An 18,974-nucleotide genomic window follows, 5' to 3' on the forward strand; every position below is an offset into this window, starting at 1 on the left:
GTAATCTACTGCCAGCTACCATAAGTTGGATTTGGAAACATAAAATACTTTTTACCAAACATTGAATAACCATCGTCATCGACTTTACGCATATTATCTTGAGTCATATTTGGAAAATCTTGAATATTATCGCCAAAATAAGCTATTACTTCATGAGCAGGTAATTTATTAGTTAATATAATATCATCTAGATATTTACCAGTTTCTATTGCTTTAAATCTTGGATTCTTATTATGGGCAACCTTCTCTTCTCCATTTGCAAAAATTACCTGATCAAAATAAATGCCTTCTTGTTTCAAATTTTTCACAGTTGCCTCAACCCTACCCTTTGCCTCACCATTACGATTAGTGACAAAGCTAACATACCCGCCTAAATTATGGACTAAATTAACTAACATTTTAGCACCTGGTAATGATACACCTTTTGCTTTGTTATATTCATCTTCATTGAATTCATAAGTTTTATAGTTCTCATACTCATTTAATGAGTTATCTAAAGTAGTTTCATCTATATCTAAAATAATACCCCATTGACCTTTTTGTAGTTTTTGAGACTCTACTTCTGCTTTAATTTTTTCTGCGGCTATATTATAAACTTCTAAATAAATTGCTCTTTTTTCATCAGATATATGGTACCACTTAACTCCATCAATGTTTGGATAGTCACAGCCTGTAGCATAACTTATTCCGATACTACCTTGTAATACTAATAGCATTCCTATTATTATCTTTTTCACTTTTTCTCCTTATATCTTTCTTATTAAGTTTATTCCATGCCTGATAGGCAAAACCACATTATCAAGATCTCCTCTAGACATAATGTATTTATTAAACTCATCTAATGCTTTTGCTCTTTTATCATTAGGATTTAATACTTCTCCTCTCCATAAAATATCATCAACAATTATTACTCCACGATCTGATAGCTTATTTATCAAAATATCAAAGTAGCTTTTAGTTTGTACTTTATCTGCATCTATGAATGCTATATCTATATTATTTGGCAAAGTTGGAATTACATCGACAGCATCACCGATTATATATTTTATTTTAGGCTCATCTTGGAAATAGCTTTGTGCCAGCCCATTGCCTGCTTGATTCTTTTTATCTATGGTATAGATAACTGCATCATCACTAGTTACCTCAGCCATTGCTAAAGCTGATAATCCTGTATAAGTACCAACATCTACACATAATTTTGCATTTGTAGTGAAAACTAAAAGTTGTAGTATCTTTGTTACAATTTTTTCAGATAGCATTTGTGAACCATGAACATTGATCTGTGTGTCTTTAATTAAGCTTTGTAATTTTGGAGATAATGCCTGAGTATGCTCCAGACAGTATTGCCAAATATCTGAATCTGTAAACTGATTTTGTTGCATCTATAAACAATAAGTAAAGTTAAGCAAAATATCTGAGTATTCTGCATTAGCCAGTTCCATATTGAAAGTGCTTTTATATATTTTTTATGTTAGAATTTTGCCGATTATTATATATGTTACTTTTTAACTTAAATTCTTCTAAAGGTTAATAATGAAAGATACTAAAAAAGTTTTTATAAAAACTCTAGGCTGTCAAATGAATGAGTACGACTCATCTAGAATGCATGAAGTCCTAGACCAACATTTTAATACAGTAAAAACTGATGACTATAAAGAAGCTGATATTATACTAATAAACACTTGTTCTATTAGAGAAAAAGCTCAAGAGAAAGTTTTCCATGAATTAGGTAGATGGAAAAATCTTAAAAAGAAAAATGAAGACCTAGTAATAGGTGTTGGCGGATGTGTGGCATCTCAAGAAGGTGAAAATATCATTAAAAGAGCTCCGTTTGTTGATCTAGTTTTTGGACCTCAAACTATTCATAGATTGCCAGAAATGATTAAGCAAAAAAGACAGACAAATGAATCTCAAGTAGATATTTCTTTCCCAGAAATTGAGAAGTTTGACTACTTGCCAGAACCTAAAGCTGAAGGTTCTAAAGCTTTTGTGTCAATTATGGAAGGTTGTGATAAATATTGTTCATATTGCGTGGTTCCATATACTCGCGGACCTGAAGTTAATAGACCATTTGAAGATGTCCTAGCAGAATGTGCTTCATTTGCTGAGCAAGGTGTAAAAGAAATTACTCTACTTGGACAAAATGTAAATCATTACTTAGGCCCTATGGAAAATGGTGAGGTTGCTGATTTAGCTTTGTTAATTCATTTCATAGCAGAAATTGATGGTATCGAAAGGATTAGATTTACAACTTCTCATCCTGTTGAGTTTTCTCAAAACCTTATTGATGCTTATGCAACAGTTCCAGAACTAGCTAATCATTTACACTTACCTGTGCAGCATGGTTCAGATAGAATTCTGATAAATATGAAAAGAAATCATACTATTTTAGAATTTAAACAAAAAATTAGAAAACTGAGAGCTATCAGACCGGATATAACTATATCATCTGACTTCATAGTTGGCTTCCCTGGAGAAACAGAAGAGGATTTCCAAAAGCTATTAGATTTAGTAAAAGATGTTCATTTTGATCAATCATTTAGCTTTATTTATAGTAAGCGTCCTGGAACTCCTGCTGCTGATCTACCAGATGACACTCCTATGGAAGTAAAAAAAGAACGTCTAAAAAGATTACAAACATTATTAGATAATAATGCTCAAATAATCTCAAGACAAATGGTCGGTACAGAACAAAGAATCCTTGTTGAAGGAACATCTAAAAAAGATGATAATATACTTGCTGGTAGAACAGAAAATAATAGAATCGTTAATTTTATAGGTGATAAATCTTTGATTGGACAATTTACTAAGGTTAAAATTACAGAAGCATTACCTCATTCATTAAGAGGAGAACTTGTCTAATATATGAATAAAACCCAATTCACATTAGAGCCATACAGCTATGACGCAATGATGGTACTATGTGGTAATCTTGACGAAAATATTCGAGCAATAGAATCTTACTTTCATGTAGAAATAAAACATCGCGCTGATGAATTTGAAATTTCTAGCGAATCTAGTGTAAATAATACTCAAGCTAAACGATTTATAAAATCATGCTATGCAGAAATATTAGCTGGTAATTCAGACTTTGATTTGGCTCAAATCACAACGATTTTAAATGCTACAGCTAAAGAAGAAACTGAGAAGAAAAAACATGCTCAAGAAGCTATTACAGAATATGAGATTCAGCTTAGAAGTAAGCAATTAAAAGCTAGAACAAAAAACCAAGCAATTTATCTAAATAATATAGAGAATAACTATGTTACTTTTGGAGTTGGCCCAGCTGGTACTGGTAAAACATACTTGGCTATAGCATGTGCTGTAGCTGCCTATGAAAAAGGTACTGTAAGAAGAATTGTTCTTGTTCGCCCTGCTGTTGAGGCTGGTGAAAAACTTGGCTTTCTCCCTGGTGACCTAACTCAAAAAGTAGACCCTTACCTTAGACCAATGTATGATGCTCTTTTTGATTTCATGGGAGTTGAAAAAGTAACTAAACTTATTGAAAAGCAAGCTATAGAAATAGCTCCCTTAGCTTATATGAGAGGTAGAACAATTAATGATGCTTTTATAGTATTAGACGAAAGCCAAAATACTACAAAAGAACAAATGAAAATGTTCCTAACCAGAATAGGTTTTAATACAACTGCTGTTATAACTGGTGATATTACTCAGGTTGATTTACCAAAAAATATAACATCAGGATTGAGAAACGCTATAGATATACTTCATAATGTTGATGGTATAGCTATCACTTATCTTAAACCTGTAGATATAGTTCGTCATCAAATAGTCCAAAGAATAGTTAAAGCCTACGATAAATACGAAGATAAAATAGAGAAACAAAAACACCATGAATAATATAGATTTAAATATTATAAATGATGATGATTATGAACACCCCTCAAGGGAAATCTTACTTAAGTGTTATAATATAGTCTTAGAATACCATAACCTAAAAAACTCAAGTATCAATGTGAATATTGTCTCTAACGATGAAATTCAATCTATAAATAATCAATATCGTAAAAAAGATAAAGCTACAAATATATTATCTTTTCCTTTTGATAAGCCAGAAGGCTTACCCGATGACATTATGGGTGACTTTTTAGGAGATATCATCATTGCACCAGATATTTTAGAAAAAGAAGCTATTGAGCAAAACAAGACTTTAGATAACCACTGGTGTCATATTTTTATACATGGCATTTTACATTTATTAGGTTATGATCATGAAAATGATAAAGACGCTGATAAAATGGAAACTTTAGAAATAAAATTATTACAGGAATTAAATATTCCTAATCCATATAAAGAGGATTTAGCATGACGGATAATTCTGAAAATACAGAAAAGAAAGAACATAAACATAGTTTCTTAGATAAGATAACTTCTAGTCTTTTTAATATTAAAACTGAGGATGATCTTTATCTAGCTATTTCAAAAGCTGTAAAGAATGAAGTAATTGACATTAAATCTAAAGATATGATTTTAGGAGTAATGCGAATAGCATCTCTAGATGTTGGTGACATAATGCTTTCTAGAACTAAAATGGTTACTGTAGATTTAGGAATGTCTATAAAAGAGATTCTAAAGAAAGTCATACAATCATCTCATACTAGAATTCCTGTTTTTGCAGATGACAAAGAAGATATTATTGGAATTTTACATGCTAAAGACTTATTAAAATTAATCTTTGATATAGAAGTTGAAGATAGAACAAGTAAAGAACTTGATGCTAATGATATTAAAGGAATATTACGCCCTGCCATATTTATCCCTGAAACAAAAAAACTAGATGCGCTATTAAAAGATTTCAAAAATAGTCAAAACCATATTGCTATAGTTGTAGATGAATATGGAGCAATCTCTGGACTTATAACTATAGAAGATATTTTGGAAGAAATTGTAGGTGACATTGATGATGAGTTTGATACTATAAATCAGACTATTAAAAAATTAACTGAAGATAAATTTATAATTGATGCAACAACATCTATAGAAGAGTTTAATGAATATTTTGGCACTGAAATAGATGAAGAGGATGATTTTGATACAGTTGCTGGAATGATTATTCAAATTCTAGAGCATCTGCCTAAAAAAGGTGAGAGTGTTACTGTTGGTAATTTTATATTTACTGTTAATGACTCTAATAATCGTAAAATTATAAATATCTTAGTAGAAAAAATTAAAAAATAATGAAGAAAAATATAGTTTTTGCCTTACTAGCTTTCATAAGCGGAGCTTCGCTTACTTTAGCATTCGCTCCTTTTAGGATAGACTTCCTAGCTATATTAGCTTTATGCTTATTCTTTTATTTAGTTGATAAGTCAGAAGGTAAATTAAAAAAATCATTAACTGGGCTGTTTTTTGGACTAGGTTTTTTCTCTACAAGTGTTTCATGGGTTTATATAAGTATTAGTCTTTTTACTCAATCCTTACCTATTGGTGTAATAACAGCTATTGCTTTAATTATTTTACTCTCTTTTTTACTACCCATCCCATTTGTTTTAGCAATACATTTTCTAGTAAATAAAAATTCTAGAATCTCAAAAATTATCCTATATCCAGCATTATGGACATTATTTGAAATTTTTAAAGCTAATGTTTTATGGGGAGGATTTCCTTGGGTTTCTCTTGGTTATTCCCAAACAGAAAGTCCTTTAATATGGTATTCAGCTATTGGTGGAGTTTATTTCTCGAGTTATATAGTAGCTTTCATAGCTATTCTAATTAACCAATTAATTCTGACTTCTACAAAAAATAAAAATATTGCAATCTGTGCTATAACTGTAGTTTGTCTATATATCATTGGTTATGGACTATCTTTATGTCACTGGTATAAAGATAGTGGATCTCCACAGAAAGTAGTATTAGTGCAAGGAGATTTCGTCCAAGGCTTTAAGTGGGATTACAATAATTTTAATAAAATGAAAAATTACTATAAAGAAATAGCAAATAAATATAGTAATTCCATTATATTTTTACCAGAAAATGCTATCCCAGCTTATAGAGAATATACACGAAGTTATTTTAATGAATTAAACCATGTAGCCAAAGAACATAATAATTCAATTCTAGTTGGTTCATTAAGCATTGATAATGATAAAAATTACTATAACTCATCGATAGTTGTTGGAGATGGTTCTGGAACCTACAGTAAACATCATCTTGTTCCATTTGGTGAATATTTTCCTATAATCTCTTCTTTTAGTTATTCGGTAGAAAAAGCAGGCTTAAGTAACTTCACTCCAGGTAAATATACTCAACCTCTTATGGAAATGTCTGGAAACAAAGTGGCTAATTTTATTTGTTATGAAATTGCTTATCCAGAACAAGTTAGAGACCAATTGCAAAATGCTGGTTTTATTTCTGTTATTAGTGATGATTCTTGGTTTGGAGACTCGATTGCTAGACCACAGCATCTTCAAATATCTCAAGTAAGAGCTATAGAAACAGGCAAATATGTACTTCAAACAACTAATAATGGCTTAACAGCTATAATTGAACCTAATGGTAAACTTCAAAGTCTACTTCCTAAAGATACTCAAGCCAATTTAGAAGGAACTATCTATTCTACAGATAGTTATACTATTTGGAATAAAGTTGGAATGTCATTAATCTATTTTATAATTATACTTTCTGTATTTATTAGTATTATTTTTACTAGAGTATATTCTAATAAAAAATAGTTTATATCTATTTAAAACCATTTTAGCTGCTGTGAACACCCTTTATAAAAAAGTTTAGTGGCGTAGTATATCTAATTAGAGATGAGAATTTAAAAATGGAGAAGTACAATTTTATTAATATTCAAATGGATCTTTAGAACTATAAAAAACTCTTTTGGAAACATAATTGAATGGTATGACTTTTCACTATATGGTTACTTTGCAACTATTATAGCTGCTCAGTTTTTCCCCTCCCATGACCCATGGATATCTTTACTCGCTGCTTTTGCAGCCTTTGGTGTAGGTTTTATAGCTAGGCCATTTGGCTCTTTTTTATTCGGCTACTTAGGAGATAAAGTTGGCAGACATTATGCAATGAACATATCTATAACCCTTATGGCAATTAGTACTGTCGCCATGGCATTTTTGCCCACATGGGACTATATAGGAGTATTAGCTCCAATATTATTAGTTTGCATAAGATTACTACAAGGTGTGTCTGCTGGTGGTCAATTTGGTAACTTAATGACTATAACAGCTGAAGATGAAACCTTAAAATATAGAGGATTTAGCTTAGCTATTGCTTACTCAACATCAGTTATTGGTTTCTTAATCGCTGCTGGCGTAAGCTATTGTGTATTTAGCTTTCTACCAAAAGATGCTCAAGAATGGGCATGGCGTATACCTTTTGTATTTGGCTTTATATTACTCCTAATACACATATTTCTTCGTGAAGATGATAAAGGAGAAGTGAATACTGCTCCTAGAGAAAAAACTCCTACACAAATTTTATTTAGTTACTATCGTTGGCATTTAACATTAATTTTAATCCTTTCAGTTAGTGCAAGTACACTATATTATCTAGTAGTAACTTATCTTGTAACATATATGGAGCTTGAACTTGGTTTATCTTTAAGTTCAGCATTAGGGGTTAGTACAATAAGTTTAGTTGGCTTATGTATTACAACACCAATTTTTGGGTTTCTATCTGATATCATTGGCAGGAAAAGATTTCATATAATAGCCTATATAGTGATGAGCTTATCAATAATTCCTTTAGTTCTATTATTACAAACTGATAACTTAACTCTTATCACATTGGGTGTACTTTTAATAGCAATAGCTACAGCTGTCACTCAAGGTGCTTCAACACCTTATTATACAGAGATATTTCCTCCTCAGGTTAGAGCAATAGGATGTTCTATAGGTTTTGGTTTTGGGGCTGCCATATCCGGCTTTGCACCTATGCTAGCCACATATATTATGGGAGTGACTACTTCTACAATTGGCTTATGTACTTTAATGATAGTGACGAGCCTTATAGGTTTAGTTGTTGCAATAATAATACCAAATCACCAAGCTGAAATAAGAAGAGTTAACAGTATAATAAATGCTGAAGAGACCGAGTAATTAATATCTAACTTATGATCTCGTTTATCATTTGTAAACCTAAAATTCCCTCATCAAATAAATACTTATCACTTATCTGATGAGCATACCAAGCTATTGTAGTTGAGCTATATATTGCTCTAAGTATAGCTATTGTATGAGTATGATTCTCTACATCTCCATAAACACTCCAGAATAAAGAATGGGCTTTTTTAGGTAAAAATTGATATACAATAGCAAGATCTATTGCTGGATGTAATAATCCTGAATCGCCCCAATCTATAATGCCATGCAAATCTTTATTACTATCTATAATTAAATGTTTAGCATATAAATCACCATGGCATAAAGTTGCAAAATCAGGAATACTTATATCCATATTACTTTCATAAAACTTTTTGATATTTAAATCATTTGATAATACATTTCTATTTATCAAATATTCTAAACGCTCTTTAAACTCTAAATATCGATCTTTGAAATTCAACCTATTAATCTGATCATATTCAATCCCCAAAGAGATACACTTATCTAAAGGAAAACTATGCAACTCTTTTAAAAAAGACGCTAGCTTAACTACTAAAAGCATCCTTTCATTACTAGTTAAATTTGCTCTGTCAGAAGTTACTCCATTAATATAATCATGGTAATAAAAAGGATAATTAAATGATTTTGGAGCTAAACAAACATTTTTAGGAATTGGCAGGGAAATATTAGTTTTTATAAGTTGTGATAGAACTTTAATTTCATTAGTTAATAATTTCGCGGCTTCTTCATGCTTTGGAAATCTAAAACATAAATTATCATTAATAATCCATGTAGTATTATCCCAACCTTCTCCTAATAACTTAATGCTTTTAATACAAATTTTTGGAAAATTATTATTAATAATTTCTTTAGCATGGTTCGCTGATAGAATATTTTTATTTTCCCAAGGCTTGATATTACTCATTTATTAAAAGCTAACCTTTATTAACAGCTACGTTTGTAATATATACCCCTAAGAACACCACACCTCCTAATAGAAATACCATTGGAGATACAGTTTGGGCATAAAGAATAAATCCTATTATAATTGTTTGGAAAGGTAGTGTATTTTGGAAAATTGCTGTTTTATAAACACCTAGGTGCTCAATAGACTGAAGATACCAAACATAAGCTACAACAGTTGCAAATATAGCTATATATAGCATACTCCCCCAAAATATATAATCCGTATCAGCAAGTTTACTATAATCAGATTTAAATATAGTTACTATACCAAACATAATAGCTCCTATAACAGCTGCATACATATTTACAGTTATCATTTTGACACCATCATGTGCAGCACATTTACCAAGTACTGCATATATTGAGAAAAATATAACTGCTAATACACTTAATATTTCTCCTAAACCAACCGTAACATTAACTGGACATGAGTCAGGATTTTTTGGAGCAAAAAGAACTACACCAATAGCTCCTACTAATGCTACTAAAATACCAAGTTTAGCTTGTTGACTAATTTTATTTTTAAACATATAACTAGACATAACGGTTATAAGACAAGGAGAGAATGCATATATTATAGAAATAATATTTCCAGAAATAATTTCCTCTGCCCATAGGAAGACTATGTTATACATAAATATTCCAAAAAAACCAACTCCAAAAACATAAAGCCACTGTCTGCTAGTTAGCATTGGAAAAAATGTTTTTGTATAAAAATAATGCATAACTATCAATATTACAGCTGCAAAAATATATCTAATAAAAGCAACCATATATAAATCAACATAACTTAATGGAATTGGTGCTATATGGTATAAGCTAGCCCAAAAAGTTATAGCTAAGAAAATCTTTACATAATACTTAAAATCACTCGAAACCATACTATTAAACCTTTTTATTTTTAATAAGGTGGTCAACTATTTCAGGATTTAATAATGTAGAAACATCTCCCAAATTATCATAATCATTAGCTGCTATTTTTCTAAGGATTCTTCTCATAATTTTCCCTGATCTTGTCTTAGGTAACTCAGGAGTAAACTGAATAACTGCTGGAGATGCTATAGCACCAATTTCTTGACGTACATGCTGAATCAATGCTTTTCTAATATTACTAAATTCCTCTTCTGTTAAAGGTGTATTATCTTTTAAAATACAATAAACATATATTGCTTCACCTTTTATGTCATGAGGGAAACCAACAACAGCAGTCTCTGCAACCTCTGGATGACTATCTAAAACAGCCTCTATTTCTGCTGTAGCTAATCTATGTCCAGAAACGTTAATGACATCATCCATACGCCCTTCTATCCAGATATAACCATCTTTATCTCTTCTAGCAGCGTCTCCTGAAAAGTAGTAACCTTTATATGGACTGAAATATACTTGAATATATCTATCATGGTCACCATAGATACTTCTAGCTATTCCAGGGGTAGGCTTTCTAATGCATAAAGCACCCTTACCTTCTCCAATAATTTCATTATGGTCAGAATCTAAAAGCACTGGATCAACACCAAAAAATGGCTTAGTTGCTGAACCAGGTTTTAACCTATGGGCTCCAGGTAAAGGAGTAATCATGATTCCTCCTGTTTCTGTCTGCCACCAAGTATCAACTAAAGGTGCTTTAGAGTTTCCAGCATCTTCAACAAACCACTCCCATGCTTCAGGGTTGATAGGTTCGCCAACTGAACCAAGAACTCTAAGCGAATCTCTATTAGTATTATTTAAATATTCATTTCCTACTTTTAATAAAGATCTAATTAAAGTTGGTGCTGTATATAAGATATTTACATTATGCTTATCAACTTCTTGCCAAATTCTAGATGCATCCGGATATGTTGGCACTCCTTCAAAAACTAATGTTATTGCTCCATTAGCCAATGGTCCATAGACTAAATATGAGTGACCAGTAATCCAACCAACATCAGCCGTACACCAATACACCTCTTGATCTTTATAGTCAAAAACCAGCTTATGTGTAAGAGCTGCGTAAACTAAATAACCAGCAGACGTATGTAAAAGACCTTTTGGAGTACCAGTTGATCCAGATGTATATAAAATAAATAAAGGATGTTCTGAATCAAAAGCAACTAGCTCATGAGTATCTTTAACTTTTTTAGACTCTTCTGTATAACATAAATCTATTTTGTCATCCCATTTGACATTCGAATTTGTTCTTCTAACAACTAAAACGTTTTTAACAAAATCTAATTTTGATATAGCTTTATCTACATTCGCCTTTAAAGGGATTTTTTTACCACCTCTAAGCCCTTCATCTGCAGTAATAACAAATTTACTTTTAGCATCTTCTATACGGTGCTTTAATGACTCTGACGAAAATCCTCCGAATACCACTGAGTGAATAGCTCCTATTCTTGCACAAGCTAGCATTGCATATACAGCTTCTGGAATCATTGGCATATATATAGTTACTACATCGCCTTTTTTTACATTATAGCTTTCTAGAATATTAGCCATTTGACAAACTTTGTTATAAAGCTCTTTATATGTTATTTTTTTGGATTCATTTATATCATCACCCTGCCATATTATCGCTGTTTGATCAGCTCTATCTTTAAGATGTCTATCAACACAGTTATAGCAAACATTCAGCTCTCCTTTATCAAACCACTTAATATCAAGAGGTTCAAAGCTAGCCGCATAAGCTTTTTCAAAGTTTTTATGCCAATGCACTCTATTTGCTTGCTTTGTCCAGAAACTCTCTGGATGCTCCAAAGATTCTTTATAGAGAAGATCATAAGTATCTGAGTCTACATGAGCATGTTTAGCGAAATCTTCAGATATCTGAAATTTTGAGTATGACATAATAAATTTTCCTTTATAAATAGCCTAAAGATAATATAGCATAATCAATTACTATATAATTAGTTATCTTGAGCTTGATCATTTTGATTTTGAGAACTATCTTCTTGACAAGGAAGCAAGTTCATTTGCTGTAATTCTTTCCATGAATCATCTGGACAAGCTGTTAGCTTATCTTTTGGTAGACACCAATATGTCGCACTTTCTAAAGTTGTTTGTGATAAACACTCTTTAAATTTTGGTACAGATAAATACTTAGGAGTATATGTACTCGGATCAGTACCAACCATAGTAGCTGAAACTCCTAATGCAGGTAGCAATGCTGTTGTTAACATTAAAGTTTTTTTCTTCATTTATCTCTCCTTCAAACTTATTTAATTAGTAGTCTCTTTATTAAAATATCTAGCTACAATCCAGTTAATCATGCTAATCCAAAGAGGACTAAATAATAATGATAAAGAAATAAGGGTTATACATAATTGATATGTAATAGGAGGAATTATGTTCAAAAGTGATCCCATAGAAACCAATACAAAGCTGAACTCTCCTATTTGTGAAAGCATAGCGCCTCCACATAAAGCTTCACACCACCTTTGTCGCAACGCTTTAAATATTAATGCATTTATAGTTGTATTGATAATATATACAGCCATTAATAATATGAAAAATAAGAGCAAATGTTGCCATAAAAGTCTTAAATCAATAAGCATTCCTATAGAAATAAAAAACAACGCCATAAAAATAGTCTTTACAGTTAATAAACTATGGCCAACCCATTCTGTTTCCTTTGCTGTTGCTACGACCATTCCTCCAACAAAGGCTCCTAATGCAGAAGATAATCCTAAACTACCTGTTATTGTTGCCATACCAAAGCATATTAACAATGCTAAAAAAACTCTCATCTCTTGGTCTTTAGCAAAGATGGAAACAAATGGAATTCTTATAGTATCTTTTATTGCCATCCAAGCAGCTAAGGCTAATACTAAAATACCACCAATAATTTGTATAACTATTTGAGTAGTTGATGGCATCTCACCACCTAATAAACCAATAACAATTAACATAGGGACTACTGCTAAGTCTTGTACAAGCAAAACTCCTAAAATATTTTGCCCTAGCCTTGTCTTAGTTTCTCCAGAGTCCTGTATAAGCTTAAGTACAACAGCCGTACTACTTAAACTAATAGCAGATCCAAATAGTACTACTTTTGCCATAGACCATTCTAATGCCCAACCAATAATAAACGTAATGGAAACTGTGACCATAATCTGAAGAAGAGTACCAAAGGTTGGCACAATCCAGTTCTGTGCAAACCTCCTTGGAGAAACTTCCATACCTGCAAAAAATAGTAGTAGGATAACACCTATCTCCCCCACTCTAGCCAAAGCTTCATGACTCTGAATTATATTCATGCCATATGGTCCAAGCAATATCCCAGTTAAAAGGTAAGCAACAACATAAGGTTGTTTAAATTTTTTAAGAATAACGGCAGTGAATAAAATACCCAACATAATAAACACAAAAACAGGAATGAGTGGCTCATTATGCATATTTATGACTTTTTATAAAAACTTAGTTCAAGTATAAATAATACTTTAATTATGAAATAACATCAATTTAAGTAATTAAAAATAAGAGCTACTTATCAATAAAAATATGTTTTTTTAAGACCCAAAGAGGACCTATAAGTAAGAATTGAATATCTTCTAAAAAAGATGGGTTTTTACCCTCTAAATAGTGTCCATAAAATTGAAATATCCAACTTACTACAAACACTAATATAGACACAAAGAAAATATGTGGGATCACACTAATAACTGCCAGCATGATTATACTTACAATAATCATAGCTATTGTATATTTGACAGATAATGTAGCATAAAAAAGTAATGATAAAACAATTGCTACTAATGCCACCCATGGAGATATTGACCACAATATTCCTAAGATAGAAAATAAAATAGCTGGTACACAAATACTATGTATAAATTGATTAGTTTTATTCTGATGACTAGATGCATATTCATCTAATAAGTCTTGCAAATTTCTTGCCATCTCAAATCCTTTATTATTTATAATGTAATTATATTTTTAAAATATACATTTATTTCTTCATTCCTTCGCCGTTATTAATTAAGCATAAAGGCATTTTCATAGTTTGAAGCTCTTTCCATACATTGTCAGAACAATTTTTTGGCTGATCACTTGGTAGACATCTTATAAACGCACCATTAGTTGTATCATTAGCTAAACAATCATTATATTTTTGGGGATTATAAACATACTCTTTAGGGTATGAGCCAGATCTAGGATCTGATACTGCTAAAGAGAAAGGCAATATGGCCAATAAAATTAAACTTATTTTTTTCATTATATTTCCCGTTATTAATTCTTTTATATATGTATTAATTAATTTCTCTGACACATTTTACATATTAGAAAATGAATATTCTACTTTAGAGCATAGCTCTAACTCACGTTAGAAAATTAAATGACTTAAATTTTTTTGCTTTAAAACTATTTACAAAATATAATTATGAACTATAATACATGAAATATAATACATAAATTAAATTTCATAAAGAGGGTGATTATGACAAGAAATGATATAGATAATGCACTTAACCAATGGAAAGAAGGTCTATTAGAAATAGCTAAGCTAAATAAGGAAGGAAAAGCTTATGAAGCGATGGCTAAAGCTTTTATCAATGATATGTACGCTTATGATAACCATGAAGTTCTATTTAAACCTACTCTAGCTTCTAAAAAAATGTTTAGAGACACTCTAGATGGTGCAGTATCATACTTTATTGGAAATAATCTTAACTTCCCAGAAGATAATGGTTTTGCCCTAAACGACTGGATAGAGCTAGAGTTTGAAAACACTGGTTATATTTTAGATGAAAACATTGGCATAGTTATGGGCAATAAGCATTTAACTAAATCAAATGGTGAAAAAGTAGTAGCAAATTACACAATGGGATTTAAGCGTAATAGCGAAGGAGACTTACAAATTGTTTTACACCATTCATCTTTACCTTTTGTTCCAGTATAATTACTCAAAATTATTAAAGTCCTAATAATATATGTCTAATAAAAAACAAAGCTGGACATTTTTAACAAATCATTCTCACGTATTATTTCTAATTAATAGCAATCCTAATATAACTATTAGAGATATGGCCATAAAAATAGGTATTACAGAGCGTGCAGTGCTAAATATAGTAAGCGATCTAACAGAGACTGAATACTTAAATATTACAAAGGTTGGTCGAAAGAATCATTATTCTATAAATAAGCTAAAGAAGTTACGCCACCCTATAGAAAGTCACTGTACAATTGATGATTTTTTAAAAGCTCTTTCTATTATTGATTAGTTTTTATACTCTACATTTATCTCAATAAAATCTTCTATTGGATTAAATCTATCAAAATCTGCAATATATGCTCTTTCTCTAGAATTATCATCCCAAATCTCCTGCCATTTCTCTATTACAGCTTCAGTATCTTCACCTTCTAGTCTATGTTGCTCATGATTTAGATTTATTATGACATCCTCAAATCCCGTAGGTGTTTCAAAAGATTCATCTACTTCATAACCAATTAACAAACTATATGGCTTTGTATGATCGCCTTGATAGTTGTAATAAACAGAAATAATATCTGCTGAAAGGTTTTTACCATCTAGGTAATCTAAAACTTCACTCTTAAAAAACAAATCCCAAGCATTTTCTAATAAATCATCTCTATCATTAGAAACCTCTGTCGATACTCCTACTACTTTCATGTTTATCTCCATTTATATATTTAATCTAAAACTTCATTATCTATTAATTTATTATCAATCTCTTTCTTTGGTTTAATATTTGAAACCTTTTTAAGCTTTTCTGTTTGAGATATAAGACCACCATTACCTTGCAACTGCTTAAAAGCTGCCTCGTAATCATCATTTGCTCTACTAATACTTTTACCAACTTTTTGAAAGGTTTCTATAAGGTTTGCTGCTTTCTCATATAGTTTAGTGGCTCTGTCATAGACTTCAGCTATACTTTGAGCTTGCTTTTCATATCTCCAAGTATTTTCAACAGCTCTTAATGCAACTAAAAGTGTTGTAGGACTTACTATAATTATCTTTTGCTTAAAAGCTTCATCAAAAAGATTTACATCATTATCTAAAGCTAAAAGTAATGCTCCTTCTATTGGTATAAACATAAATATAAAATCTAGCGAATTTATGCCCTTAAGATTTTCATAATTTTTATTTGCTAATCCCTTAATATGAGATCTTACTGATTCAATATGTTTCTTAAGATATATTTTTCTCTGATCTTCATCATCTGTAGCCATATAATCATTGTAAGCAATCAGAGAAGTCTTTGCATCGATTACAATATCTCTATCATCAGGTAGTTTTACCACAACATCAGGTCTAAAAGCTTTACCTTCATCATCTGTGATATGTTTTTCTCTAAAATATTCGAAACCTTCTCTAAGCCCAGATTTTTCTAATACATTTTCAAGCACCATCTCGCCCCAGACACCCTGCTGTTTTGTACTGCTTCTCAGAGCATTTGTCAAATTATGCGCTTCTATTGTCATCTTCTGATTAAGCTCTTTTAAGTTTTTTAACTCATTCTGTAATGCACCTCTTGCACTAGACTCTTTATCATAGACATCTTCAACCTTTTGCTTAAAATCTTTCAACTGCTCTCGCACAGGATTTAATACATTAGTTAAGCTTTCTTGATTACGCTCATTTAGTTTTTTTGAATTATCTTCAAAAATTTTATTAGCCAGATTTTCAAATTCTGATTTTAATTTAGCTTCACCATTCTGTAGTAACTCTAGCTTTTCTTGCATTGAAATATTTTGCTCTTTAAGCTGTGTTTCTAACATTGCTATTTGGGACTTATAATTTTTTACTTCTTCTATATAGTTATCGGTTTTAGATTTCTCTATTTTCAACTCTTGCCTTAATTCTTCTAGCCTTTGACTATTACTATCTTTTAGCTCAATATTCTTCTGCTTCTCATTTGAAAGCATAATATCCAAAGTAGATTTCTCACTCTGTAAAGCATGTATATCAACTTGTTTAGAATTTTTAAGTGTTTCTAGCTCCCTAGTTTTTTTATTCAGTAAAATAAAAAGCCAAAAACACAATATAATAGCTAATAAAATTAATCCAATTACAAATATCATTTACAAATCCCAAATCTTTTTTAATGAAAACATTCCCAAATTTCTTGAGCGAGTTTTTTACTAATTCCTTTTACTTTAGATATTTCTTCTACAGAGGCTTTACTTAACTCCTGCCACCCACCAAAATGCATAATTAAAGCTTTTCTGCGTTTAGGGCCAACTCCTTCTATATGCTCGAGAATAGATGATTGTCTATTAGAAGAAACTTTTTTCCTTTGTGACTTTATAGCTAAATCATGAGCAGAATCTCTAACCTGCCTTAACAACAAAAATCCTGGATTATTTTCATCTAAAGTATACTCTGCCTCATCATAACCTTTATAGATTTTTTCTTTACCACTTTTACGCTCTACGCCCTTTCCAAGACTAACTAATTTCACTTTATCCTGCAAACTATATTCTAAAATCACTTTCTCAGCTTGACGAATTTGACCTTTCCCGCCATCAATTATCATGACATCTGGTAAATTATCAGCTTCTATTCCTGAACTAACTCTACGCTCTACTGCCTGATGAATCGCAGCATAATCATCACCCGGTGTCACATCTTTAATATTATATCTTCTATGAGATTTTCTATCTTCACCTTCTGTATTATAAACTACACAAGATGCTACTGTAGCCTCTCCCTGAAAATGACTAATATCAAAACACTCAATTCTTTCTATAGATTTATCTAATTCAAGAAACTCTTGCAATGATTCTAACCGTTTTGAATATTGTGATTTCGAAGCTGTAAAGGTATTTAACTTTTGTTTAGCATTAACCTCTGCTAATTTAAGCCATTTTAGATTATCTGCTTGAGGAGCTAATATCCAATTTATTGAATGCCCTATTTTTTGAGAAATTGAAGTCATTAAGTCTTGAACTTCAGAGAATTCAATTTTAGATAAAATAATATTTTTAGGCCATATATTACGTATCTCATCACCAAGATAAAAATGTGATAAAAATGCCTGCATCACACTAGTTTCATCTTGTCCTTTAGCATCAATACTCCAATGCTTATCCGCAGCTATATTTCCATTAACAATCTGTAATAGTGCTATGCTCGCATATCCATCCTGAAGATAAACTCCTATAACATCAAAAGTTTTATCTGACTTTATATCTATAATCTGCTGTTCTTGGAGCTTTCTTAAAGTTACAAGCTGATCTCTATATATTTGAGCTTTTTCATATTCCATATTTTCGGAGGCTTGATACATATTTTCAGAAATATCATCTAACACACTAGTTAGCTTTCCAGACAAGAATTTTCTCAAAAGCTCTAACTGCTCATCATAAACTTCTTTTGAAACTAGACCAACACAAGGACCTAAACATCTTTTTATTTGATATTGCAAGCATGGTCTTATCCTAGAATTATAATAAGTATTCTCACACTGTCTAATAGGAAATAGTTTTTGGATAATATTCAAAGTATTCTTTACTGATGAGATTGATACATATGGGCCAAAACATTCACCTTTCTTATAGGCTGATTTACCTCTTTGAAAAAAAACTCTAGGAAATTTATCTTTTGATATTACAAGATACGGATAGCTTTTATCATCTTTAAATAAGATATTATACTTAGGCCTATGTTGTTTTATTAATGTATTTTCTAATAAATAGGCTTCATAATCACTTGGCGTAATTGTTATTTCTATTCTTGATATCTGTTTTACCATCATCAAAGTTTTTGAATCTTTAGCTCCTTTTGAAAAATAACTATTAACTCTATTTTTAAGATTTTTTGCTTTTCCAACATATATGATCTCACCATTTTCATCAATCATTCTATACACACCAGAATGCGTAGTTAAGCCTGATAAAAAGCTTTTCAGATCAAAATCACTCTGTTTATTAGAAATCATAGTGTTAAAGCAGATTTTTTAATTTACTAAATATATAAAA

At 30.9% G+C, this 18,974-nt stretch carries 20 protein-coding genes; 8 read left to right on the forward strand and 12 right to left on the reverse strand.

What is annotated here, in order from left to right; genetic code table 11:
* Nucleotides 1–5: 5 nt before the first annotated feature.
* Together DNK87_RS02555 and DNK87_RS02560 are read right to left on the reverse strand one after the other, a co-directional pair.
* A complete protein-coding gene (locus DNK87_RS02555; protein WP_162523378.1) occupies nt 6–737 on the reverse strand; it encodes an HAD family acid phosphatase in 732 nt (243 codons plus the stop codon).
* Between the two features lie 9 nt (nt 738–746).
* Nucleotides 747–1,382 (reverse strand): O-methyltransferase, encoded by a 636-nt coding sequence (locus DNK87_RS02560; protein ID WP_119330351.1) that lies wholly within the window; start codon nt 1,380–1,382, stop codon nt 747–749.
* 151 nt (nt 1,383–1,533) lie between these two features.
* Here DNK87_RS02560 and miaB point away from each other — a divergent pair, with 151 nt between their 5' ends.
* From miaB to DNK87_RS02590, 6 genes are all read left to right on the forward strand, one after another.
* Nucleotides 1,534–2,862, forward strand: coding sequence for a tRNA (N6-isopentenyl adenosine(37)-C2)-methylthiotransferase MiaB (gene miaB, locus DNK87_RS02565; protein ID WP_071663989.1), 1,329 nt, complete (start codon nt 1,534–1,536; stop codon nt 2,860–2,862).
* A 3-nt stretch (nt 2,863–2,865) separates the two neighbouring features.
* Entirely contained in the window at nt 2,866–3,861 is a 996-nt protein-coding gene (locus tag DNK87_RS02570) for a PhoH family protein (RefSeq protein WP_119330350.1), read from the forward strand.
* On the forward strand, nt 3,854–4,330 hold the full coding sequence (gene ybeY, locus DNK87_RS02575) for an rRNA maturation RNase YbeY (protein ID WP_119330349.1): 477 nt from the start codon (nt 3,854–3,856) through the stop codon (nt 4,328–4,330). The genes DNK87_RS02570 and ybeY overlap by 8 nt, the downstream gene beginning before the upstream one ends.
* Nucleotides 4,327–5,199 carry a CorC family transporter gene (locus DNK87_RS02580; RefSeq protein ID WP_119330348.1) on the forward strand — a complete coding sequence of 291 codons (873 nt, stop codon included), beginning with the start codon at nt 4,327–4,329 and terminating at the stop codon, nt 5,197–5,199. Before ybeY ends, DNK87_RS02580 begins: the two co-directional genes overlap by 4 nt.
* A complete protein-coding gene (gene lnt / locus DNK87_RS02585; RefSeq protein WP_119330347.1) occupies nt 5,199–6,692 on the forward strand; it encodes an apolipoprotein N-acyltransferase in 1,494 nt (497 codons plus the stop codon). Before DNK87_RS02580 ends, lnt begins: the two co-directional genes overlap by 1 nt.
* Nucleotides 6,693–6,854: 162 nt before the next feature.
* Complete coding sequence (locus tag DNK87_RS02590) at nt 6,855–8,081, forward strand: MFS transporter (RefSeq protein WP_280177127.1); 1,227 nt, start codon at nt 6,855–6,857, stop codon at nt 8,079–8,081.
* A gap of 7 nt (nt 8,082–8,088) precedes the next feature.
* On the opposite strand, the gene DNK87_RS02595 is transcribed toward DNK87_RS02590, so the two are convergent.
* The 7 genes from DNK87_RS02595 to DNK87_RS02625 all read right to left on the reverse strand — a co-directional run bounded on the left by DNK87_RS02595 (nt 8,089) and on the right by DNK87_RS02625 (nt 14,247).
* Nucleotides 8,089–9,012, reverse strand: coding sequence for an aminoglycoside phosphotransferase family protein (locus DNK87_RS02595; protein WP_119330345.1), 924 nt, complete (start codon nt 9,010–9,012; stop codon nt 8,089–8,091).
* A gap of 10 nt (nt 9,013–9,022) precedes the next feature.
* Nucleotides 9,023–9,934, reverse strand: a complete 912-nt coding sequence (locus DNK87_RS02600; RefSeq protein ID WP_119330344.1) for a DMT family transporter — start codon at nt 9,932–9,934, stop codon at nt 9,023–9,025.
* 4 nt (nt 9,935–9,938) lie between these two features.
* Nucleotides 9,939–11,879: an acetate--CoA ligase gene (gene acs, locus DNK87_RS02605; protein ID WP_119330343.1), complete on the reverse strand. Its 1,941-nt coding sequence runs from the start codon at nt 11,877–11,879 to the stop codon at nt 9,939–9,941.
* Between the two features lie 59 nt (nt 11,880–11,938).
* On the reverse strand, nt 11,939–12,229 hold the full coding sequence (locus DNK87_RS02610; protein WP_119330342.1) for a hypothetical protein: 291 nt from the start codon (nt 12,227–12,229) through the stop codon (nt 11,939–11,941).
* Nucleotides 12,230–12,250: 21 nt separating this feature from the next.
* Nucleotides 12,251–13,426, reverse strand: a complete 1,176-nt coding sequence (locus tag DNK87_RS02615; RefSeq protein ID WP_119330341.1) for a cation:proton antiporter — start codon at nt 13,424–13,426, stop codon at nt 12,251–12,253.
* A gap of 88 nt (nt 13,427–13,514) precedes the next feature.
* A complete protein-coding gene (locus DNK87_RS02620) occupies nt 13,515–13,931 on the reverse strand; it encodes an Mpo1 family 2-hydroxy fatty acid dioxygenase (RefSeq protein WP_119330340.1) in 417 nt (138 codons plus the stop codon).
* Between the two features lie 49 nt (nt 13,932–13,980).
* Nucleotides 13,981–14,247 (reverse strand): hypothetical protein, encoded by a 267-nt coding sequence (locus tag DNK87_RS02625; protein ID WP_154401838.1) that lies wholly within the window; start codon nt 14,245–14,247, stop codon nt 13,981–13,983.
* Between the two features lie 222 nt (nt 14,248–14,469).
* Here DNK87_RS02625 and DNK87_RS02630 point away from each other — a divergent pair, with 222 nt between their 5' ends.
* Complete coding sequence (locus DNK87_RS02630; protein ID WP_119330338.1) at nt 14,470–14,931, forward strand: phosphoribosyl-AMP cyclohydrolase; 462 nt, start codon at nt 14,470–14,472, stop codon at nt 14,929–14,931.
* 31 nt (nt 14,932–14,962) lie between these two features.
* Nucleotides 14,963–15,253, forward strand: coding sequence for a winged helix-turn-helix transcriptional regulator (locus DNK87_RS02635; protein ID WP_119330337.1), 291 nt, complete (start codon nt 14,963–14,965; stop codon nt 15,251–15,253).
* On the opposite strand, the gene DNK87_RS02640 is transcribed toward DNK87_RS02635, so the two are convergent.
* The 3 genes from DNK87_RS02640 to uvrC are packed head-to-tail and all read right to left on the reverse strand — an operon-like array spanning nt 15,250 to nt 18,934.
* Nucleotides 15,250–15,663, reverse strand: a complete 414-nt coding sequence (locus DNK87_RS02640) for a GyrI-like domain-containing protein (protein WP_071663974.1) — start codon at nt 15,661–15,663, stop codon at nt 15,250–15,252. The genes DNK87_RS02635 and DNK87_RS02640 overlap by 4 nt on opposite strands.
* Nucleotides 15,664–15,683: 20 nt before the next feature.
* Complete coding sequence (locus DNK87_RS02645; protein WP_119330336.1) at nt 15,684–17,075, reverse strand: DNA recombination protein RmuC; 1,392 nt, start codon at nt 17,073–17,075, stop codon at nt 15,684–15,686.
* Nucleotides 17,076–17,095: 20 nt separating this feature from the next.
* The gene (gene uvrC, locus DNK87_RS02650; RefSeq protein WP_119330335.1) at nt 17,096–18,934 is read right to left on the reverse strand and encodes an excinuclease ABC subunit UvrC; all 1,839 of its coding nucleotides are present in this window, start codon (nt 18,932–18,934) and stop codon (nt 17,096–17,098) included.
* Nucleotides 18,935–18,974: the final 40 nt, after the last annotated feature.

It is taken from the genome of Pseudofrancisella aestuarii, assembly GCF_003574475.2.
In the GTDB taxonomy this organism is placed as follows: Bacteria; Pseudomonadota; Gammaproteobacteria; order Francisellales; family Francisellaceae; genus Francisella; species Francisella aestuarii.